We start from the raw sequence: 18062 nt of genomic DNA, 5'->3' as shown, positions 1-18062 counted from the left end.
GAGTTCTAGAAGAACGCAACAGTTCCGTGGTGATTTGGCCGGTCGGCTTGCAGCCACGTTAAACAACTCGCTAAAGGGCCGTTTGCGTGACGTAACCGGCTTTGCGATCGCATTGCCGGTTTTTTTATTGCCTGACGGCGGGCAAGGAGAGTCACATGGCCGCGCTCCGCGCTACAAAAACCAACAACGAGGCCGACAGCCCGTCGAGCCCGGTGTTGCGTTTTGGCCCTGACAAGCCGCTGAAGCTCGACGCCGGCACGCTTTTGTCGCCGTTCCAGATCGCCTACCAGACATATGGCGCCCTCAACGATGCCCGCACCAACGCCATCCTGGTCTGCCACGCGCTGACCGGCGACCAGCATGTCGCCAGCACCAATCCGGTGACCGGCAAGCCCGGCTGGTGGGAAGTGCTGATCGGTCCCGGCAAGATCATCGACACCAACCGCTTCTTCGTCATTTGCTCCAACGTCATCGGCGGCTGCCTCGGCTCCACCGGTCCGGCCTCGACCAATCCCGCCACCGGCAAGCCCTACGGCCTCGACCTGCCAATCATCACCATCCGCGACATGGTGCGGGCGCAACTGATGCTGGTCGACCATTTCGGCATCGAAAAGCTGTTTTGCGTGCTCGGCGGCTCGATGGGCGGCATGCAGGTGCTCGAATGGGCGTCATGCTATTCCGAGCGCGTCTTCTCGGCCCTGCCGATCGCCACAGGCGCACGCCATTCCTCGCAGAACATCGCCTTCCACGAGGTCGGCCGCCAGGCTGTCATGGCTGATCCGGACTGGCATGGCGGCAAATATTTCGAGCACGGCAAGCGCCCGGAAAAGGGGCTCGCCGTGGCGCGCATGGCCGCCCACATCACCTATCTGTCGGAAGCCGCCCTGCATCGGAAATTCGGCCGCAATCTGCAGGACCGCGAAGCGCTGACCTTCGGTTTCGACGCAGATTTCCAGATCGAAAGCTATCTGCGCCACCAGGGCATGACATTCGTCGACCGCTTCGACGCCAACTCCTACCTCTACATGACCCGTTCGATGGATTATTTCGACCTCGCCGCCGACCATGGCGGCCGGTTGGCAGATGCCTTTGCCGGGACCAAGACCCGCTTCTGCCTGGTGTCCTTCACCTCGGACTGGCTGTTCCCGACCGAGGAGAGCCGCTCGATCGTGCATGCGCTCAACGCCGCCGGCGCCTCCGTCTCCTTCGTCGAGATCGACACCGACCGCGGCCATGATGCCTTCCTGCTCGATGAACCCGAACTGTTTGCCGCCATCAAGGGCTTCATCGGCTCGGCGGCCCGCGCAAGGGGGCTCGCCTCATGAGCGTCAATGGCAGCCAGCGCGTCGACCTCGAAGTCGTGGCCAACCTGATACCGCCGCAGTCGCGGGTGCTCGATGTCGGCTCCGGCGACGGCCTGCTGCTCGAACTCCTGCAGGAGACCAAGCAGGTCGACGGCCGCGGGCTGGAGCTGTCACAGCGCGGCGTCAATGAATGCGTGGCGCGCGGTCTCTCGGTCATCCAGGGCGATGCCGATACCGACCTCGAATTCTATCCGGACAAGGGTTTTGACTTCGTCGTCCTGTCTCAGACGCTGCAGGCGACCCGCAACCCGAAGCTGGTGCTCGACGAGCTGCTGCGAATCGGCAACCGCGCCATCGTCTCCTTCCCCAATTTCGGCCACTGGCGGGTGCGGCTGTCGCTGTTCGTCAAGGGCCGGATGCCGGTGACCGCGGACCTGCCCTATTCCTGGTACGACACGCCCAACATCCATTTCTGCACCATCCGCGACTTCGTCAATCTGGTCGAGGAACTCGGCGCCTCGGTCGAGAAAGCCACCGCGCTCGACGGCAACGGCCAGAAGATCGGCCTGTCGATGCCATGGTGGTTCTGGAATTTCTTCGGCCAGCAAGCGGTGTTCTTGCTGAAGCGGTAGTTTGCCCCTATTCCAGCACGTCCGTCGCCTTGTGCGGGTGCTGAACGCCATCGGCGATGATCACATCGGCGTGGGAGTTGTCGGTGCGCAAGGCCAGAATCTCCCGATAGGCTGATGAATCGTACCAGCCCCACGCATGCGCCCTGTCCGGAAACTCGATGACGATCAGATGCCCGGGCCATTCGTTTTCGACCACGTCCATGTCGCCGCCGTGGACAAGGAAGCGGCCGCCGAACGGCTCCAATGTGGCGTCGATCCTCTGCAGATACTCGACAATCTGCGGGCCCATTGTGACTTGACGCATATGGGCGACGGCGTAGGCGGCCACGGCTGAACTCCCTGTGAGATCGAAGCCCGACGACCGGCTTCGTTGGCGCAATCTGCAGACATGATGGCCATCGGTCGATTACGTCTGGGGTAATCGGCCGGCTTACCGGCGTCCTGGCTCAACAGTTTGTGATGACATTGCCGCTGGTTTTTTGTAGCGTCGAATCGAATGCCATCCCGGGGTAAGGCTTGGACGGCGACCATCAAAACCTCCGGCCTCCAGGCATTTCGGGGCACAATCGAAGCAACATGTCCAAGGCAACCGACCTCGCTCCGCTGATCTCGGTGATCACACCGACGCACAATCGCCGCAGCAAGGTGGTGCGCGCCGTGGAGAGCGTGCTGGCGCAGAATTTTCCCCGGTTCGAACACATTGTCGTCGATGACGGCTCGACCGACGGTACGGCAGCCGCACTTGCCGAAATCCGCGATCCACGGCTGATCTATGTTGGCTCGAAATGGCGCGGCGCCAATGCCGCCCGCAATGCCGGCATCGAGCGGGCGCAGGCGCCGGTGGTGACATTCCTCGATTCCGACGACGTCTATTTGCCGGATCGCCTGGCGCGGACGCTGGAGCAGTTCGACAACAATCCCTCGCTCGAAGTGCTGATCAGTTCCTTCGTGTCGCTGAAGGGCAATCGCCGCACCAACTGCGTCAACCGCGAGGCGCTGCTGAGCCGCGACTCGCTGGAGCGGGCCCTTGTCGCGCAGACCATCTTCATTGCCGGGTCGGCAATCACCGCCCGGCGCGAGTCGCTGCTGGCCATCGGCGGCTACGACAGTGACGTCACGCGCATGCAGGATCGCGAATTGTTGCTGCGCTTTGCCCGTCGCAGCGGCGCGCAGCTGTCCGAAGTGATCGACTGGAAAAAGTACAACTCGGAGAATTCGATCTCCGGTCGCCGGGACGGCTATGTCGAAGCCTATGCGAGCTTGATCGACAAGCACCCCTATATCGCCGACCGCTACCCCTACATTCCGCCTTACATGATCGCCCGGCAGCTCATCGCCGATGCACTCAAGGGCAGGGTTTCGCAGGCGTTCTCCGGCTATATGGCCAACCGGTCGTCGAAGGCGCTTGGCTATTCGCTGCCGCAGCTGTTGCGTGGCTATGTCGGCGGCCGGCGCTGGCGCCGCGATCTCTATGCCGAATTTCGCGACAAATACGGTGCACGGCCGGCCTGAAGTTTGCCGACAAGCCGCGCAGCGGCTTTCCCCTCCGAACTGCCTCAAACCTCATTTGTCGAGTTCCGGCAGATATGGGTCGGAATATAGCCGCCGGTCGCGTTCGCCCTGTAGGCAGTCCATGGGTGCGGCGGCATCGATCGGGACCACGGTCGCATCGGCGATGCCGCTCACCTCCAGGATCAGCTTGCGGCGTATGGCGGTGGCGAATTCCGAGGCCGCATAGATCGGCAACACGAAGGAGCCGGGCCCACCGGTGACGCAGTCGTCATAATACTGGTCGAGATGGTTGAACGTCGGCGACGGGCTGATCAGGATCGGCAGGCCGTTGATGACGATGCCCTTGGCCACCGCCGCATCGCGTGTCGTGGCGACGGGCAGCCCGGTGTTGTTGGGACCGTCGCCGGAAATGTCGATGACGCTGCGTGGCGCATCGAACCCCGTGCCCTCGAACAGCCCGGCGCCGAAGGCAAGCGCACCGGAAATCGAGGTGCCGCGAAAGCTGCGGAACGGCCGCGCTTCTATTCTGTCGGCGAAGGCGTTGGCGCTCTCTGCGCTGTCGATCACCTGCCAGGCGATGACGCCATCCTCGCGCACGACGCCCGCCCATTCGAAATAGGCAAGCGCGATGCGCCCGGTGGTTCCCGAGCGCACGGCCTTGATGAAATCGGGATGCCTGAGCGCCTCGACATAGCCAGCGCGCTGCAGCGCGAACTCCCTCTCGTCCATCGACTGTGATATGTCGACGGCCAGCACCAGTTCGACATCCACGGCAACGGCCGGGGCAGCCACGGGCGTGGTGCAGGCAAGGCAGGCAAGCAGGCTGAGCGCATCGAGCATGGCCGCACCACGGATGTTTCGACCCGTGAATCTTCGCCGCGATCGCGGCGAAATAAAGCCCCTTCTACTTCTTTCGCCGCACGGCCGCTTTCGGCGGCGGGTCGATGGCGCCGGTCCTGACTCGGGCGGGTTTCAGTGGCGCAGCACCCGTATCCTTCACGATGTTCAATGCGCGTGGAAAGAAATGACCATTGTGCAGTCCGCGCCCGATGTTGAGGATCGCGGTTTCCGGCAGGCGTTTCTCCAGCATGGACAGTACCCTTCGCAGCGAAGGACCATCGAACGCGTCCATCGCTTCGTCGATGATCACCCATTTCGGCTGCCGCAAGGCCAGCCTGGCGAAGGCCAGCGACCGCTGTTCGTCATCGTTGAGTTCCCGCTCCCAGCGTGCGGAACGGTCGAGCGAGGATGACAGCCGCTCGAGGCCGACCTCGGCCAGCACCGCCCCAAAATCAGCATCGCCAGCCGGCGCCGAGCCATTCGGATGCAGCACTTCGCGTAACGTGCCGGCAGGAAAATACGGAACACGCGGCACGAAAATCGGCGTTTCTCCGGCCGGCAAGCCGATCCGCCCGCTGCCCCAGGGCCAGAGGCCGGCAATGGCGCGGAAGAACAATGTCTTGCCGGCGCCTGGGTCGCCGGTGATCATGACGCGCTCTCCGGGATGGATCTCGACATGGCTGTCTGAAAGTTTGGTGCAGCCCTCCGGCGAGGCCACTTGGAGCTTCTCGAAGGTCAGGCTGCCATTGGCGTTATCGCCGAATTCGATGCGCTTTTCCTTGTCGTGCAGCACATCGGTTTCATCGAGCGCGATGCGGAAGTCGGCAACGCGCATCAGCGTGGCGCGCCAGTCGGCGATGCCGCCGATATTGTTGATGAACCAGCGCAGCGACGAGTGCACCTGGTTGAAGGCGCCGACCGCCATCATCAACCCGCCAAAGCTGATGTCGCCTGAAAAATAGACCGGCGATGCCACCAGGATCGGCGCCACCACGGTGATCCAGCCATAGGTATCGGTCACCCAGGAAAGGTTGATCTGCGCTTTGTAGATGTTTCGCATCGCGCCCAGCACCGTGCCAAGGTCGATTTCGAGCCGTCTCTTGGCATCGGCTTCGCCGTGATAGAGCGCGATGGCGTCGACATTCTCGTTGACGCGCACCATCCCGGAACGCAGCTCGGCCTCGCGGGTGTAGCGGTCGCTGTTGAGGCGGATCAGCGGCCGCCCGACCAGCCAGCTCAGCCAGGAGGCGATGCCGGCATAGAGGAACGCGGCCCAGACCATGTAGCCCGGTATCGCCAGCGACCAGCCGTTGATGTGGAAGACGAAGCCCGACGAGAGTTGCCAAAGCACGCCGACGAACGACACCAGCAGGATGAAGGATTGCAGCAGGCCGACGCCGAGGTCCGTCGACAGATCGGACAGATGCGCGGCATCCTGCTGCATGCGCTGGTCGGGATTGACGCCGATGGCGCCGGCATTGGCGAGCCGGAAGGCCCGCGCCGGCCGCATCCATTGGTCGATCAGGTCGAGCGTCAGCGCCTCGCGCAGCTTCAGCCGGATCATCTGGTTGAGCCAGGTCTGAGCGATGTTGAGCAGCAGCAGCGTGCCGGCAATCACGGCAAAGATCATCAGCTGATGCAGGAAGGCCGCCATGTCGCGACGCGCCAGCGCATCGTAGAAAGGCTGGTTCCAGCGGTTGAGCAGAACCTGGCCGATCGACGTCGCGCCGATGACCGCCATAATGCCGACCGACGTCCAGACCAGCCACTTGCGCACCGGTGAGCCTATCAGCGCCCGTTTGATCGTCGCCACCTGATCGCGCAGGCTGCTGGCTTCGACGGTTACCGGCTGAGCGGTGGCGGACTTGTCCGGTTGATCAGCCATGCACGAGGTCCTTGCGTTCAGAAGCGTTGCTGAAACCAGATGGAGAGACTTGAAGGCATCCGCCGCTCAAACGGACCGCGAATGCATCTGCGACAGATAGGTGGGAAAAACCCACGCAACACCAGTTTTCATGATGATCACGAAGGTGTCACCTGACGCGTCGTCGATGTCACCCCTTCCGCCCGGCGGCCAAGCCGCGTCGCACCGTGCGGTGACAGTACCGGCACGAAGACACGGCGCGAAGCGCGCTGCGCGACCGGCACGCCCTGATAGAGCCGCTTCTGCGCCTCGACCACGATGACGCCGGAAAAGATCGGCCAGAACCGCCGGCCGGCGCGCTCCAGCACATTGTGGAACCGCATCATGAAGCGCCGCGGCGATGGCGGGAAGAACAGCGCGTCGGACCAGGAAGCCGGCGTGAAATTCGCCTCGCGCAGCAATTCTGTCAGCTGGCCGCGCGAGAACGGCCGGCCATTGCCGAACGGCGTGTGCTCGAACCGCGCCCAGACACCGCGCCGGTTGGGCACGACGATGACGACGCGCCCTGCCGGCGACAGCACCCGCCAGATCTCGTTCAGCGTCTCGCGCGGGTTTTCGACATGTTCGAGCGAATGCACGAGCAGCATGCGGTCGATGCAGGAATCGACCAGCGGCAATTCCTCGTCGAAGACCAGCGCCGTAGCCGTCGGCCCGTTCGCCGGCCAGACGACGGCGCCTTGCGTAGCAGGCATGAAGGCAAACACCCGCTCGGCATCGGTGCCGAACCGCTCCAGCCACGGCAAGGTATAGCCGAGCCCGACCAGCCGCTCATTCGGCACTGTTGCCCATATTGAGGACAGCGCCATGGTGATCGAGCGTTCAGCCAGGCGGCCGAGCGTGGTCGAATAGAAGGAGCGGAGATCGACGATATCGGAATGCATGCGCGGGACGGTAGCTGCGATGCCGCCCAAGTTCAACAAAGCCGCCACGTTCTGCAAAGCTAGAGTGACATCGGCGGCCAAGCGCCCTATGTCTGCGCCAACAGATGGAGAGATGCCAATGCCCGTCGAAATCGAACAGTTCATGTGCCGCAGCGACAATTTCGGCGTGCTGGTGCATGACCCGAAAAGCGGCGAGACCGCCATTATCGACGCGCCCGAAGAAGCGCCGATCATTGCCGCGATCGAGCGTACCGGCTGGAAGCCGACGATGATCCTGACCACCCACCACCATGTCGACCATGTCGAGGCCAATCTGGCGCTGAAGGAGCGCTTCAAGCTGCGCATAGTCGGACCGGAGGCTGAAAAGGAAAAAATTCCCGGCATCGACGAGACCGTCGGGCAAGGCTCGGTCGTCCATCTCGGCGGCGAGCGGATCGATGTCATCGCCACGCCCGGCCACACTGCGGGCCATGTCTCCTATCATTTTCCGGCCTCGAAAGTGGCGTTCACCGCCGACACTTTGTTCGCGCTCGGCTGCGGCCGGCTGTTCGAATGCAAGCCGCCGGTGATGTATGAGTCGCTGAAGAAGCTGGCGGCACTCCCGGCCGACACGGTCATCTATTGCGGCCATGAGTATACGCTTTCGAACGCCCGCTTTGCGTTGACCGTCGACCCGACCAATTCGGCGCTGAAAGAACGCGCCGCCAAGATCGAGACCCTGCGCGCCGACAACAAGGCGACGCTGCCGACCACGATCGGCGAGGAATTGTCGACCAATCCGTTCCTGCGCTGGCACGACCCGGCGATCCGCAAGCATCTCGGTATGGAGGCGGCCCCGGACGCTGAAGTGTTCGCGGAAATTCGCAAGCGCAAGGACAATTTCTGAGCATCGTTCCGGGATCAGCCATGACCAGCGCCGCTGAAATCATCGCCACGCTCGGCCTCAAGCCGCATCCGGAAGGCGGCTGGTATGCCGAGACCTTTCGCGACGGCGCGGGTGGCGCGCGCGGCCATTCGACGGCAATCTATTTCCTCCTTGAACAGGACCAGATTTCGGCCTGGCACCGCGTCAAGGACGCGGCCGAGGTCTGGCACTTCCATGCCGGAGCGCCGCTGGCGCTGTCAATCTGCGAGGAAGGCAGTCCAAAGGTTAACCAGGTGATCGAGCAGGTGCTCGGCATTGAACTTGCGGCGGGCGAGCGGCCGCAGATCGTCGTGCCGGCCGGCTGGTGGCAATCGGCGCGCAGCCTCGGCGAATGGACGTTGGTCGGCTGCACCGTGGCGCCGGGCTTCGACTTCGCCGCGTTCGAAATGGCCGAGCCGGGCTGGGAACCTAGCGTAGCAAAAAGCCGAGCGTAATTGCCAACTGGGCGGCATAGTACAGCACCCAGACCGCATAACGGATGCCGGCGCGATAGGGTGCTATTGCCGGAACCAGGAATTTCTCCGCGGCAAGCAGCCCGTCCGATGCCATGAACATAACAGCGCCGCCGATGACCCACGGATTGTCGAGCGTCAACGCCGAGATGCCCATCGCCAGAATGGCCGCGATATAGACGGCGATCGGCACCCGCAGGCCGGGACTGACACGGCGCCAGAGCGCCGCCAGCATGACGACTGCGAAGGCCGCCATGGCAAGCGCGATGGCGCCGCGCCATGTCTCGGTGCTGAGCACATCCAGCCCGCCGCCGCGCAGGAAGAGCGGCACATAGAGGACATGCGCCGCAAGGAAGCTGGCCAGCCCGCCGAGGAAGGCCTTTTCGCCATCACGCGACAGGAAGGCATCGCCGACGCCGCTGAGCAGCAGTGCGACGACGAGCAACAGCGGCCCACCTTGCATGAAGGCGAGTGCCGCAAGCATGGCCACGGCCAGCGTCTTTGCCGCCGAGCGGGCCAGCGTCGGCCGCATATCCAGGGTGAAGGCGTAGATCACTGCCGCCACCAGCGAAAAAATCAATGTTGCATTGGCGTTGGCGTCGATGCCGCCGGCAAACGGCATGGTCATGCGCTTGCCCCACCCATTGCCGCCTTGCGCAGGAACAACGATTTCGCCGCCAGCGCCGCGCCGCCGGTGATCAGCACGCAGGCCGCCAGGATACGCAGCGACGGCTCGGCAACGCCCGCCGCGATCAGCACCAATGTCGACAGCAGTGGCGCCGCATAGCTTGCCGCGCCGAGCACCTGGATGTTGCCTCGTTTGACGCCGATATCCCAGGCGTAGAAGGCGGCACCCACCGGCATCAACCCCAAACCAACCACCGCCAGCCACTGGCCGGGGCCATCGGGCAGCACCGTCTTTTCCAGCAGAAGATGGCAGATGAGGGACAGGGCTGCCGTGGCGGCGCAGAACCAGGCGACGATCGAGGTCGGCACCGCCGGAAAGCGCCGCGACAGCAGCGAATAGGACGACCACAGCAGCGCACACACGGCCGCCATCGCATAGCCGAAGGTGTAGCGAGCATCGAAGGCGAGGCCGCCACCCTTGGTGACGATCAGCACGGTCCCGGCGAGCCCGAGCAGCGCGCCCACGACATGGTTCCAGGCCAGCTTCTCGCCCGGCATCAGCGCTGATCCCAGCACGATCAGCAGCGGCCACAGATAGGCGATCAGGCTTGCCTCCACCGCCGGCGCGTTGCGCAGCGCGGTGAAATAGAAGAAATGGTAGCCGAACAGTCCGGCAATGCCGATCACCCAGACCTGGCGTGGGATCTTCAGGCTTTTATCGGTCGCCGGCATGAACAGCCGGGCAACCAGCCCGACCGCGGTGCCGATGGTGAAGGTGATGGCCGAGAGCAAGAATGGCGGCACGGCGCCCGACGCATCGGTGAGCAACGCCAGCAGCGCCCACATGGCGACCGCCGAGAAACCGATCAGTGTTGCGCGCCCCATGCCCGTCTCCGGCGACGCGCCCCATTTCTATTCGGGTGGGCGCGTCTATTCAGTAGCTTCGAACCGCCCCGCGCTGACAGTCAAGGTGCCGATCTGCGTCCCGACCGTGGCGTGGATCGGCGCATATATGCCGGTTTGGCCGAGCGGTGCAAACGTCACCATCATCTGGCTCTTCTTCTTCAGGTAATTCAGCGCCTTGCGACCCTTGCGGTAGCCTGCCACCGGCTCGAAGCTCATCTTGCAGGTAACGGTGTCGCCCTTGTAGCCCTTGACCGAGATCGATCCTTTCGAGGCGTAGGTCAGCGTCAGGTCGGCGCGCATCTCGCCGTCATAGAATTTCACCTTGCGCCCACAGACCTGGTCGAGGCTGTCGGCATGGATGACGGTAGCCGCCATCGGATCGAGCACCGATGCCAGATCGTTGCTGCCCAGCGGTATCCAGTTTTTGGGATTGCGCTTTTTCGGCTCGGGAATGACCTGGGTGGCGGTCACCGCGCCATTGGCAAAGCGGATATCGACCATGGAAGCCTTCTTGCCGGACTTATAATCGGCGCGAAATACCTGCGGCTGCATCTGCTTGCCCAGAATCTTGCCCTTTGACGAGATCGTGCCGCTCGTGTCGTCGAACAAGGTGGCGAGACCGGCGCTGGAGACGGTGCCCTCTATGGAATAGCTATCGCCTTCGTAGTGGCTGGAAAATGTCGCCTTGGCCACGGAAAGGCCGAGGAACGACACCGTGTATTCGCCCTTGAAGGACTGTGCGGTGGCTGCGGGCGCGGCGGCAAGGATTGAAGTCGGCAAGGCGGCGACAAGTATGGCGACAACGGCATGTGACGGGCGAAGCATGGCGGGCTCGGTCCTTGATTTTTTAACCGGAGGCGGGCGACTCCGGCTTGAAATGTCCCTGTCCGACCGCTTATAGGCTGAATTTCGGCCTTTATGTGAAACGCCCGTCACAGTCGTGGGCAAGCCGGAGCTTGACGCATTGGCGAAATGCAACTAAGGAACGCCAACTTTTCCATAAGGCCGCCTGACTGAAACCGCGCGCCACCCGGCGCGGGCGAACAAGGTTTGGCAGGCTTAGACAGAACTGAAGGTTAGAACCATGTCCCGTACTTGCGAACTCACTGCCAAGGCAGTCCAGACCGGCAACAATGTGAGCCACGCCAACAACAAGACCAAGCGCCGCTTCCTGCCGAACCTCGTCAATGTGACGCTGATTTCGGAAGCGCTGAACCAGAATGTGCGCCTGCGCATTTCGGCCAACGCGCTGCGTTCGGTCGAGCATCGCGGCGGCCTCGACGCCTTCCTGGCCAAGGCCGACGCCAAGGAACTGTCGCAGCGCGCGCGCCTGTTGAAGAAGCAGATCGCCAAGAAGCTGGCCGACCAGCCCGCCGCTTAACGATATCAAGGCGGGGGACGACCGCCCTGAGCATCGGAGCAATCCGATGCTCAAAACTTCTAAGGCAGCAGCATCGGAGCAATCCGATGCTCAAAACTTGCAAGGCAGCGCGATCCGGATTTCGGCTAGCGCCTGGCTGGTTCCATTACCCAGGATAAAAAAATGACTTCCTTCTCGCGATATCTGCCCTTTGTGGCCGCCATGGCGCTTGTCGTCGTGGCATCGAACATCCTCGTGCAGTTCCCGATGCAGGGCCAGGCCGGCGGTCTGTCGCTGGGCGACATCCTGACCTGGGGCGCCTTCACCTATCCCTTCTCCTTCCTGGTCACCGACCTTGCCAACCGCCGCTACGGGCCGACCGTTGCGCGCCGCATCGTCCTTGTCGGCTTCATGACCGCTGTGGTCTGCTCGATCCTCGTCCCGCCCTTCCTGTTTCGCCACGGCCTGATCGAGTTCGAGACATCAGCCGACCGGCTGGTGCGCATCGCCGCAGCTTCCGGCGCGGCCTTCCTTTGCGCGCAATTGCTCGACGTCACCGTGTTCAACCGGTTGCGCCGGCAGAGCTGGTGGCGCGCGCCGATCGTCGGCACGCTGGTCGGCTCGGTGTTCGACACCCTGGTGTTCTTCAGCATCGCCTTTTCGGCCGCCTTCGCTTTTGCCGGCCCGAACGACGGTTTTGCGCTGGAGACGGCGCCGCTGATGGGCGTGCTGCCGGTCGAGACCATGCGCTGGGTCTCCTGGGCGCTGGGCGACCTTTCGGTGAAGCTGATCATCGCTGTTGTGGCCCTGATCCCCTACCGGCTGCTCGCCGCCCACTGGAGCCAGCCGACCGTGGCTGTCTAGGCCGTGATCCCTTGGGTCCAGCTCGGCTCGGCCAAAACGCCTGACGGCGGACAGGAACTGCGCCTCAAGCAGCGCGGCAGCGAATTCTCGATCATGCTCGGCACCAATGAGCTGATGAACAGCCGCCTCAGCGGCTCCGAGGAAGCGCTGGCCAAGCTCTCCTGTGAAAAGATCGGCGGCCGCGCCCAACCGAAAATCCTGATCGGCGGCCTCGGCATGGGTTTTACACTGCGCGCTGCGCTTGCCCAAATGGGCGCCGACGCAGGCATCACCGTTGCCGAGCTTGTCCCCGCCGTCATCGCCTGGGCGCGCGGCCCCATGGAGGCGGTCTTCGCCGGCTGTCTCGACGATCCCCGTGTGACGGTTCGCGAAGCCGACGTCGGGCACATCATAAGATCCGACAAGGCAGCCTGGGACGCCATCCTGCTCGATGTCGACAATGGCCCCGAAGGCATCGTCTACAAGGGCAACGACGCCCTCTATGGCGCTGCCGGCCTCGGCGCGGCGCGTGCAGCGCTCAGGCCCGGGGGCGTGCTGGCTGTTTGGTCGCAAGGCCCCGATGCCGGCTTCACACTTAGGCTCAAGCAGGCGGGCTTTGTCGTGGACGAGGTGAAGACGCGCGCCAATGGCAAGCGCGGCGCGCGCCACGTCATCTGGATCGCCACCAAGCCTTAGGGCTCTCAATCCTGGTGCAGGATGAATTCCAGATAGAGGTTGCGCTGCAGGATCGAGTGGTTGTCGTCCGAGATCAGCGACACCATCAGCGCTCCGTCATCGCGGGTCCAGACGTCGAGTCCTTCCATATTGTCGATCTGGTAGCCCATGTCGGCTTCCATCAGCACCGGCCCGTCGGCAACCGCGCCCTTCTCGACGCTTTCGCCATAGATGCGCCTTAGCCGCATCCTGACACCGCCGGCCATCGAGAAACTGCGCTCCAAAAGCAGCAGGTCGCCATCCGGCAGGAAAGCGCCGTCAGTGATGTCGAAATCACCGTTGCGCTTGACCGTGAAGACGCCCTTGTGCGGCCCTTCGATGATGGCGGCATAGATGTTGCCAGCCTTGTCCAAGCTCTTTTCCGAGACCACGACGAGGCCGCCCTCGTGCTGGCCGTTGGAATTGGCGTGGGTGACGGTCTCGAAACCGCGGTTCTGTCGCAGTTCGCGGGCTGGAACCAGAAAGTTCAGTTGCTTGAACGGCGCCGTCATGTTGCTGGGGTCGATCTTGAACTGGGCGACGCGGTGATCGCGCTCGAAGCCGACGGTGGCGATGCCGTCCTTGACTGCAAGGCCCTCGGCATCGACTTCCCATTTCCTGTCGATCGGCCGGCCCTTCTCATCGACCATCTGCTGCATGCGGAAATTCTGGATGCCGGACGGCCGCTTGTCGGCATCATGGGTGATCGAGCCGAAGAACCAGAAGCCCGTATCGGCGACGCCGATGAAATCGCTGCCGGGTTTGACGAACCGAAATGCCGACAGCGCGCCGAAATCGCGCGTCGTCGAGTTCATCTCAAGACCGCCGACGAATTCCAGCGGCCCAAACTGCTTGTCGGCGCTGCCGATATGGAAGGTGGTGATCGGTCGCGCCGAGACTTCGACCGGCTCGACCGCGCTTGGGCCGGCGGCGATGGCCGGCGCAAACGCCATGCCGGACAAGGCAGTGACCGCGAAGAGCATCTGCCGAAACCCGCCGCGCAAAAAAATCATCCGGCGCGCCGGTAGCCGCCGCGACGTGTATCGCGCACGTTTTCCTCGGCGAACAGCGAGGCCAGCTGCTCGGTCATGGCGCCGGCCAGTTCCTCGGCATCGACGATGGTGACGGCGCGCCTGTAATAGCGGGTGACGTCGTGGCCGATGCCGATGGCCAGAAGCTCGACCGGCGAGCGCGTCTCGATCAGCTCGATGACGGCGCGCAGGTGCCGCTCGAGATAGTTGCCAGGATTGACCGACAGCGTCGAATCGTCGACCGGCGCGCCGTCCGAGATCATCATCAGGATCTTGCGCTGTTCGGGCCGGGCGATCAGCCGGTTGTGCGCCCATAACAACGCCTCGCCGTCGATGTTTTCCTTGAGCAGGCCCTCGCGCATCATCAGGCCGAGATTGCGCCGGGCGCGGCGCCACGGATGATCGGCGGATTTGTAGATGATGTGGCGCAGATCGTTGAGCCGGCCGGGGTTCGGCGGCTTGCCGTCCTTCAGCCATTTCTCGCGCGCCTGTCCGCCCTTCCACGCCCGCGTGGTGAAGCCGAGGATCTCGACCGAGACGCCGCAGCGCTCCAGCGTGCGCGCCAGAATGTCGGCACAGGTGGCGGCAACCGTGATCGGCCGGCCGCGCATCGAGCCCGAATTGTCGAGCACCAGCGTCACCACCGTGTCGCGGAATTTGGTGTCGCGCTCCTGCTTGAACGACAAGGGCTGCATCGGATCGATGACGACACGAACCAGGCGTGCCGGATCGAGATAACCCTCTTCGAGGTCGAAATCCCAGGAACGGTTCTGCTGCGCCATCAGGCGGCGCTGCAGCCGGTTGGCGAGCCGGCCGACGACGCCGGAGAGATTGGCCAACTGCTTGTCGAGGAAGGCGCGCAGCCGGTCGAGTTCTTCCTCCTCGCACAGCTCTTCCGCACCGACCGTCTCGTCGAAGGCGGTGGTGAAAACCTTGTAGTCGATCTCTTTCGGCAGATTGGTGAAGGGGTTGTCGTTGCGGCGGGCTTCGCCCGGCGTTTCGGCGTCCGCATCGTCATCGTCGGAAAGATCGTCGGCGGTGGCGTCGGACGCCTCCGTCTCGGACGACTGTTCGTCGTCGGCCGAGGCCTCGGCATCCTCGGACTGCGACTGCTCGGAGCCGGAATCCTCTTCGCCGCCCTCCTCGCTCTGCTCCTCGCCTTGCGGCTGGTTGTCGTCATTGTCCTCGGAGTCTTCGGTCTCCTGATCGTCGCCGAGTTCCTCGGCCATCTCCATGGACGCCAGCATCTCACGCACGACGCGGGCGAAGGCCTGCTGGTCGCCGAGCTTGGCCGACAGTCCGTCGAGATCGGCCTTGGCCTTCTCCTCGACCCAGGGTCGCCAGAGGTCGACCAGACGCTCGCCGCTCTTCGGGATCGGCCGCCCGGTCAGCTTCTCGCGCACCATCAGCGCCAGCGCTTCCTCGATCGGCGCGTCGGCCTTGTCCTTGACGTCGACAAGGTTGGCCTTGGCGTATTTGTCCTCCAGCATCGAGCCGATATTGTCGGCGACGCCTTGCATGGCGCGGCTGCCGATCGCCTCGACGCGGGCCTGTTCCACGGCGTCATAGATCGAGCGCGCCAGCTTGCCTTCCGGCGCCAGTTTGGTGTGGATGCGCTGATCGTGGCAGGCGCGCTTCAGCGCCATGGAATCGCCCAGGCCACGAGTAATCGCGATGTCTGTCTTGGACGCTTTCTTCGGCAGTTCGGGCAGTCGGGCGCGGCTGCCGGCGAGCGCCGGGCGGTCCTTGGCGAAACCGACTTCGAGCTCCTTGTCGCCGGCGATGGCGCGCATGCAGACGGTGACGGCACGCTTGAAGCTGTCGGCTTCAGACCCCGTCTTCGACTTGTTGCGCGTGTTGTCGCCCGGACCCGCCATCGAGGCTCAGCTTACCCCAGCACCACGTTGGCGGCGCTCTCGGGCAAATCCTCGCCGAAGGCGCGCTGGTAGAACTCGGCCACCACCGAACGCTCCAGCTCGTCGCACTTGTTGAGGAAGGTCAGCCGGAACGCCATGCCGATATTGCCGAAGATCTCGGCATTTTCGGCCCAGGTGATGACGGTACGCGGGCTCATCACGGTCGACAGATCGCCATTGATGAAGGCCGAGCGCGTCATGTCGGCGACGCGCACCATCTTGTTGACGATGTCCTTGCCCTTGCCGTCGCGATAGTGCTTGGCCTTGGCCAGCACGATGTTCACCTCATTGTCGTGCGGCAGGTAGTTCAGCGTGGTGACGATCGACCAGCGATCCATCTGCGCCTGGTTGATCTGCTGCGTGCCGTGATAGAGGCCGGTGGTGTCGCCGAGGCCGACCGTGTTGGCGGTCGAAAACAGCCGGAACGCCGGATGCGGGCGGATGACCCGGCTCTGGTCGAGCAGCGTCAGGCGGCCCGACGATTCCAGCACGCGCTGGATGACGAACATCACGTCCGGACGGCCGGCATCGTACTCGTCAAAGCAGAGCGCGACATTGTGCTGGTAGGCCCAGGGCAGGATGCCGTCGCGGAATTCGGTGATCTGCAGGCCATCCTTGACGACGATGGCGTCCTTGCCGACGAGGTCGATACGGCTGACATGGCTGTCGAGGTTGACGCGCACGCAGGGCCAGTTAAGGCGGGCGGCGACCTGTTCGATGTGCGTCGATTTGCCGGTGCCGTGATAGCCAGACACCATGACGCGGCGGTTGTAGGCAAAGCCGGCAAGGATCGCCAGCGTCGTCGCCTTGTCGAACAGATAATCCGGATCGATGTCCGGCACATGTTCCGAGGTTACCGAATAGGCCGGCACCACCATCTTGGACTCGAAGCCGAATTTGTCTTTCACCGACACCGTCGTGTCGGGCAAATTGGCGATGTCGCGATCGACCTTGTTCATCTCTATCCAAGTCTCCACGGGCGAAATGCCTGATTTCGCCGGCAATCGATTTTGTCCGGGGGCGGTCTTAGAGCCTTTTCCACCCTTATGAAAGTTGGAAAACGACACGAACCGTTAGGTTGCTCAGCACAAACCCGCCTGCTTGAGCACGCGATAGGCCTGCAGCACATCGCGGAACCGGTCTTCCGAACCTCTATCGCCGCCATTCGCATCCGGATGGTGGCGCTTCACAAGTTCCTTATAGCGCGCCTTGATGTCCTTGCCAGTCGCCTTTGTATCAAGGCCAAGCGTTTCCAGTGCCTTGGCCTCAAGCGGCTTGGCCTTGCGTTCGCGCGCCTCGCGCGGGTCCTTCGGCCCTTTGAACAGATCGAAGGGATCGCGCATGCGGTTGTAATAGCCGGCGCGACCGGAACGCTGCTGGGCGAAATCGGGCGAGGAGCGCGTCGAGGCGCCGGCGACGCCCATCTTCCATGTCGGCCGGTGGCCGGTCATCGCTTCCTTCTGGAAGCGGGCGATCTCGGTGTCCGGCACGCCGGAGAAGTAGTTGAAACCCTTGTTGTATTCGCGCACATGATCGAAGCAGAACTGAAAATACTCGCCTTCCTTCATGCGTCCGACCGGCGCCCGGTGAGTACCGGCCTCCTTGCAGCCGTCCCACTGGCAGATCGGCGAGTGCGACTTCAGCTCCGCATCCTTGTCGGGACGGACCCGAATTTTCTCGAAATATTTGGGGTACGGTTTCATCTCACCCATTTATGGGCTGTTCGCACGTGCGAAACAAGAATTGACATTTTCGCGATCATCGCCCTAACCGCTGAATCGCGGCATAAAGCAGGGCGAATGGCGATTTTTGAGGCGGCCCGGCGGGATCGATCCCGATTTCCCGATCACGCCTTGCAGATATGGTGAAGGGAGATGGCGATGTCCATACAGGCGACGATGGAAGACAAGCTAAACAAGGCGTTTTCGCCGGAGCGGCTGGCGATCGTCAATGAAAGCCATCTCCATGCCGGTCATCACCACCACGGCTCCGACCATCACGGTGCCTATGACGGCACTGGCGAGACGCATTTTCGCGTCCGCATCGTCTCATCCGTCTTTGCCGGCATGAGCCGCATCGACCGCCACCGCGCCGTCAACGAATTGCTAGCAGCGGAGTTGCAAGGCGGCGTCCATGCGCTGGCAATCGAACCGGCTGCACCCGGCGAAAAGACCCGCTGGTAAGTCTCTTCCGCC

The 18062-nt window shown here is 63.2% G+C and carries 20 protein-coding genes and 1 riboswitch; of the genes, 9 read left to right on the top strand and 11 right to left on the bottom strand.

The features are described from left to right. Positions 1–16: 16 nt before the first annotated feature. Positions 17–94, top strand: a riboswitch (SAM riboswitch). 61 nt (positions 95–155) lie between these two features. Then, the gene (metX, locus tag NKL06_RS20240) at positions 156–1325 is read left to right on the top strand and encodes a homoserine O-acetyltransferase MetX (protein ID WP_023694040.1); all 1170 of its coding nucleotides are present in this window, start codon (positions 156–158) and stop codon (positions 1323–1325) included. Beyond that, positions 1322–1936, top strand: a complete 615-nt coding sequence (gene metW / locus NKL06_RS20235; RefSeq protein ID WP_023685353.1) for a methionine biosynthesis protein MetW — start codon at positions 1322–1324, stop codon at positions 1934–1936. The genes metX and metW overlap by 4 nt, the downstream gene beginning before the upstream one ends. Positions 1937–1943: 7 nt before the next feature. Here the strand turns inward: metW and NKL06_RS20230 are convergent, their stop codons facing one another. Then, complete coding sequence (locus tag NKL06_RS20230) at positions 1944–2264, bottom strand: DUF1330 domain-containing protein (RefSeq protein WP_023694041.1); 321 nt, start codon at positions 2262–2264, stop codon at positions 1944–1946. 248 nt (positions 2265–2512) lie between these two features. Here NKL06_RS20230 and NKL06_RS20225 point away from each other — a divergent pair, with 248 nt between their 5' ends. After that, positions 2513–3448 carry a glycosyltransferase family 2 protein gene (locus tag NKL06_RS20225; RefSeq protein ID WP_023673297.1) on the top strand — a complete coding sequence of 312 codons (936 nt, stop codon included), beginning with the start codon at positions 2513–2515 and terminating at the stop codon, positions 3446–3448. A 51-nt stretch (positions 3449–3499) separates the two neighbouring features. Here NKL06_RS20225 and NKL06_RS20220 read toward each other — a convergent pair whose 3' ends face one another. The 3 genes from NKL06_RS20220 to NKL06_RS20210 form a co-directional block, all read right to left on the bottom strand. Beyond that, complete coding sequence (locus tag NKL06_RS20220; RefSeq protein ID WP_023694042.1) at positions 3500–4288, bottom strand: DUF1194 domain-containing protein; 789 nt, start codon at positions 4286–4288, stop codon at positions 3500–3502. A gap of 64 nt (positions 4289–4352) precedes the next feature. Further along, positions 4353–6173, bottom strand: a complete 1821-nt coding sequence (locus NKL06_RS20215) for an ABC transporter ATP-binding protein/permease (protein ID WP_023694043.1) — start codon at positions 6171–6173, stop codon at positions 4353–4355. A gap of 137 nt (positions 6174–6310) precedes the next feature. Continuing rightward, positions 6311–7093, bottom strand: a complete 783-nt coding sequence (locus NKL06_RS20210; RefSeq protein WP_023670688.1) for a class I SAM-dependent methyltransferase — start codon at positions 7091–7093, stop codon at positions 6311–6313. A gap of 118 nt (positions 7094–7211) precedes the next feature. On the opposite strand from NKL06_RS20210, the gene gloB reads away from it, so the two are divergent. Then, positions 7212–7979 (top strand): hydroxyacylglutathione hydrolase, encoded by a 768-nt coding sequence (gene gloB / locus NKL06_RS20205; RefSeq protein ID WP_023694044.1) that lies wholly within the window; start codon positions 7212–7214, stop codon positions 7977–7979. 20 nt (positions 7980–7999) lie between these two features. After that, positions 8000–8452 (top strand): cupin domain-containing protein, encoded by a 453-nt coding sequence (locus NKL06_RS20200; RefSeq protein WP_023694045.1) that lies wholly within the window; start codon positions 8000–8002, stop codon positions 8450–8452. Here the strand turns inward: NKL06_RS20200 and NKL06_RS20195 are convergent. Genes NKL06_RS20195 through NKL06_RS20185 form a run of 3 tightly spaced genes read right to left on the bottom strand, consistent with a single transcriptional unit; the run spans position 8427 to position 10828 of the window. Continuing rightward, positions 8427–9098 carry a lysoplasmalogenase family protein gene (locus tag NKL06_RS20195; protein ID WP_023694046.1) on the bottom strand — a complete coding sequence of 224 codons (672 nt, stop codon included), beginning with the start codon at positions 9096–9098 and terminating at the stop codon, positions 8427–8429. The two genes, NKL06_RS20200 and NKL06_RS20195, sit on opposite strands and share 26 nt — an antisense overlap. Next, positions 9095–9982, bottom strand: coding sequence for an aromatic amino acid exporter YddG (gene yddG, locus NKL06_RS20190; protein WP_023694047.1), 888 nt, complete (start codon positions 9980–9982; stop codon positions 9095–9097). The genes NKL06_RS20195 and yddG overlap by 4 nt, the downstream gene beginning before the upstream one ends. Positions 9983–10027: 45 nt before the next feature. Next, positions 10028–10828, bottom strand: a complete 801-nt coding sequence (locus NKL06_RS20185) for a DUF3108 domain-containing protein (RefSeq protein ID WP_023686727.1) — start codon at positions 10826–10828, stop codon at positions 10028–10030. Positions 10829–11087: 259 nt separating this feature from the next. Here NKL06_RS20185 and rpmB point away from each other — a divergent pair, with 259 nt between their 5' ends. The 3 genes from rpmB to NKL06_RS20170 all read left to right on the top strand — a co-directional run bounded on the left by rpmB (position 11088) and on the right by NKL06_RS20170 (position 12902). Then, the gene (gene rpmB / locus NKL06_RS20180) at positions 11088–11384 is read left to right on the top strand and encodes a 50S ribosomal protein L28 (RefSeq protein WP_023670682.1); all 297 of its coding nucleotides are present in this window, start codon (positions 11088–11090) and stop codon (positions 11382–11384) included. A gap of 162 nt (positions 11385–11546) precedes the next feature. Then, positions 11547–12227 carry a queuosine precursor transporter gene (locus NKL06_RS20175; RefSeq protein ID WP_023694048.1) on the top strand — a complete coding sequence of 227 codons (681 nt, stop codon included), beginning with the start codon at positions 11547–11549 and terminating at the stop codon, positions 12225–12227. 3 nt (positions 12228–12230) lie between these two features. Next, positions 12231–12902: a polyamine aminopropyltransferase gene (locus NKL06_RS20170; RefSeq protein WP_023694049.1), complete on the top strand. Its 672-nt coding sequence runs from the start codon at positions 12231–12233 to the stop codon at positions 12900–12902. Positions 12903–12907: 5 nt separating this feature from the next. On the opposite strand, the gene NKL06_RS20165 is transcribed toward NKL06_RS20170, so the two are convergent. The 4 genes from NKL06_RS20165 to NKL06_RS20150 all read right to left on the bottom strand — a co-directional run bounded on the left by NKL06_RS20165 (position 12908) and on the right by NKL06_RS20150 (position 17579). Continuing rightward, positions 12908–13933 carry an esterase-like activity of phytase family protein gene (locus tag NKL06_RS20165; RefSeq protein ID WP_023694050.1) on the bottom strand — a complete coding sequence of 342 codons (1026 nt, stop codon included), beginning with the start codon at positions 13931–13933 and terminating at the stop codon, positions 12908–12910. Then, positions 13930–15828, bottom strand: coding sequence for a cobaltochelatase subunit CobT (gene cobT, locus NKL06_RS20160; protein ID WP_023694051.1), 1899 nt, complete (start codon positions 15826–15828; stop codon positions 13930–13932). Before cobT ends, NKL06_RS20165 begins: the two co-directional genes overlap by 4 nt. An 11-nt stretch (positions 15829–15839) precedes the next feature. Beyond that, the gene (gene cobS, locus NKL06_RS20155; protein ID WP_023670677.1) at positions 15840–16826 is read right to left on the bottom strand and encodes a cobaltochelatase subunit CobS; all 987 of its coding nucleotides are present in this window, start codon (positions 16824–16826) and stop codon (positions 15840–15842) included. A 123-nt stretch (positions 16827–16949) separates the two neighbouring features. Next, positions 16950–17579 (bottom strand): J domain-containing protein, encoded by a 630-nt coding sequence (locus tag NKL06_RS20150; protein WP_032887126.1) that lies wholly within the window; start codon positions 17577–17579, stop codon positions 16950–16952. Between the two features lie 168 nt (positions 17580–17747). Between NKL06_RS20150 and NKL06_RS20145 the strand changes: the two genes are divergently transcribed. Continuing rightward, positions 17748–18050, top strand: coding sequence for a BolA family protein (locus tag NKL06_RS20145; RefSeq protein ID WP_023694052.1), 303 nt, complete (start codon positions 17748–17750; stop codon positions 18048–18050). The last annotated feature ends 12 nt before the right edge of the window (positions 18051–18062 follow it).

This window comes from Mesorhizobium sp. C268A (genome assembly GCF_040324475.1).
In the GTDB taxonomy this organism is placed as follows: Bacteria; Pseudomonadota; Alphaproteobacteria; order Rhizobiales; family Rhizobiaceae; genus Mesorhizobium.
This window is presented reverse-complemented; position numbering and strand designations above follow the sequence as displayed.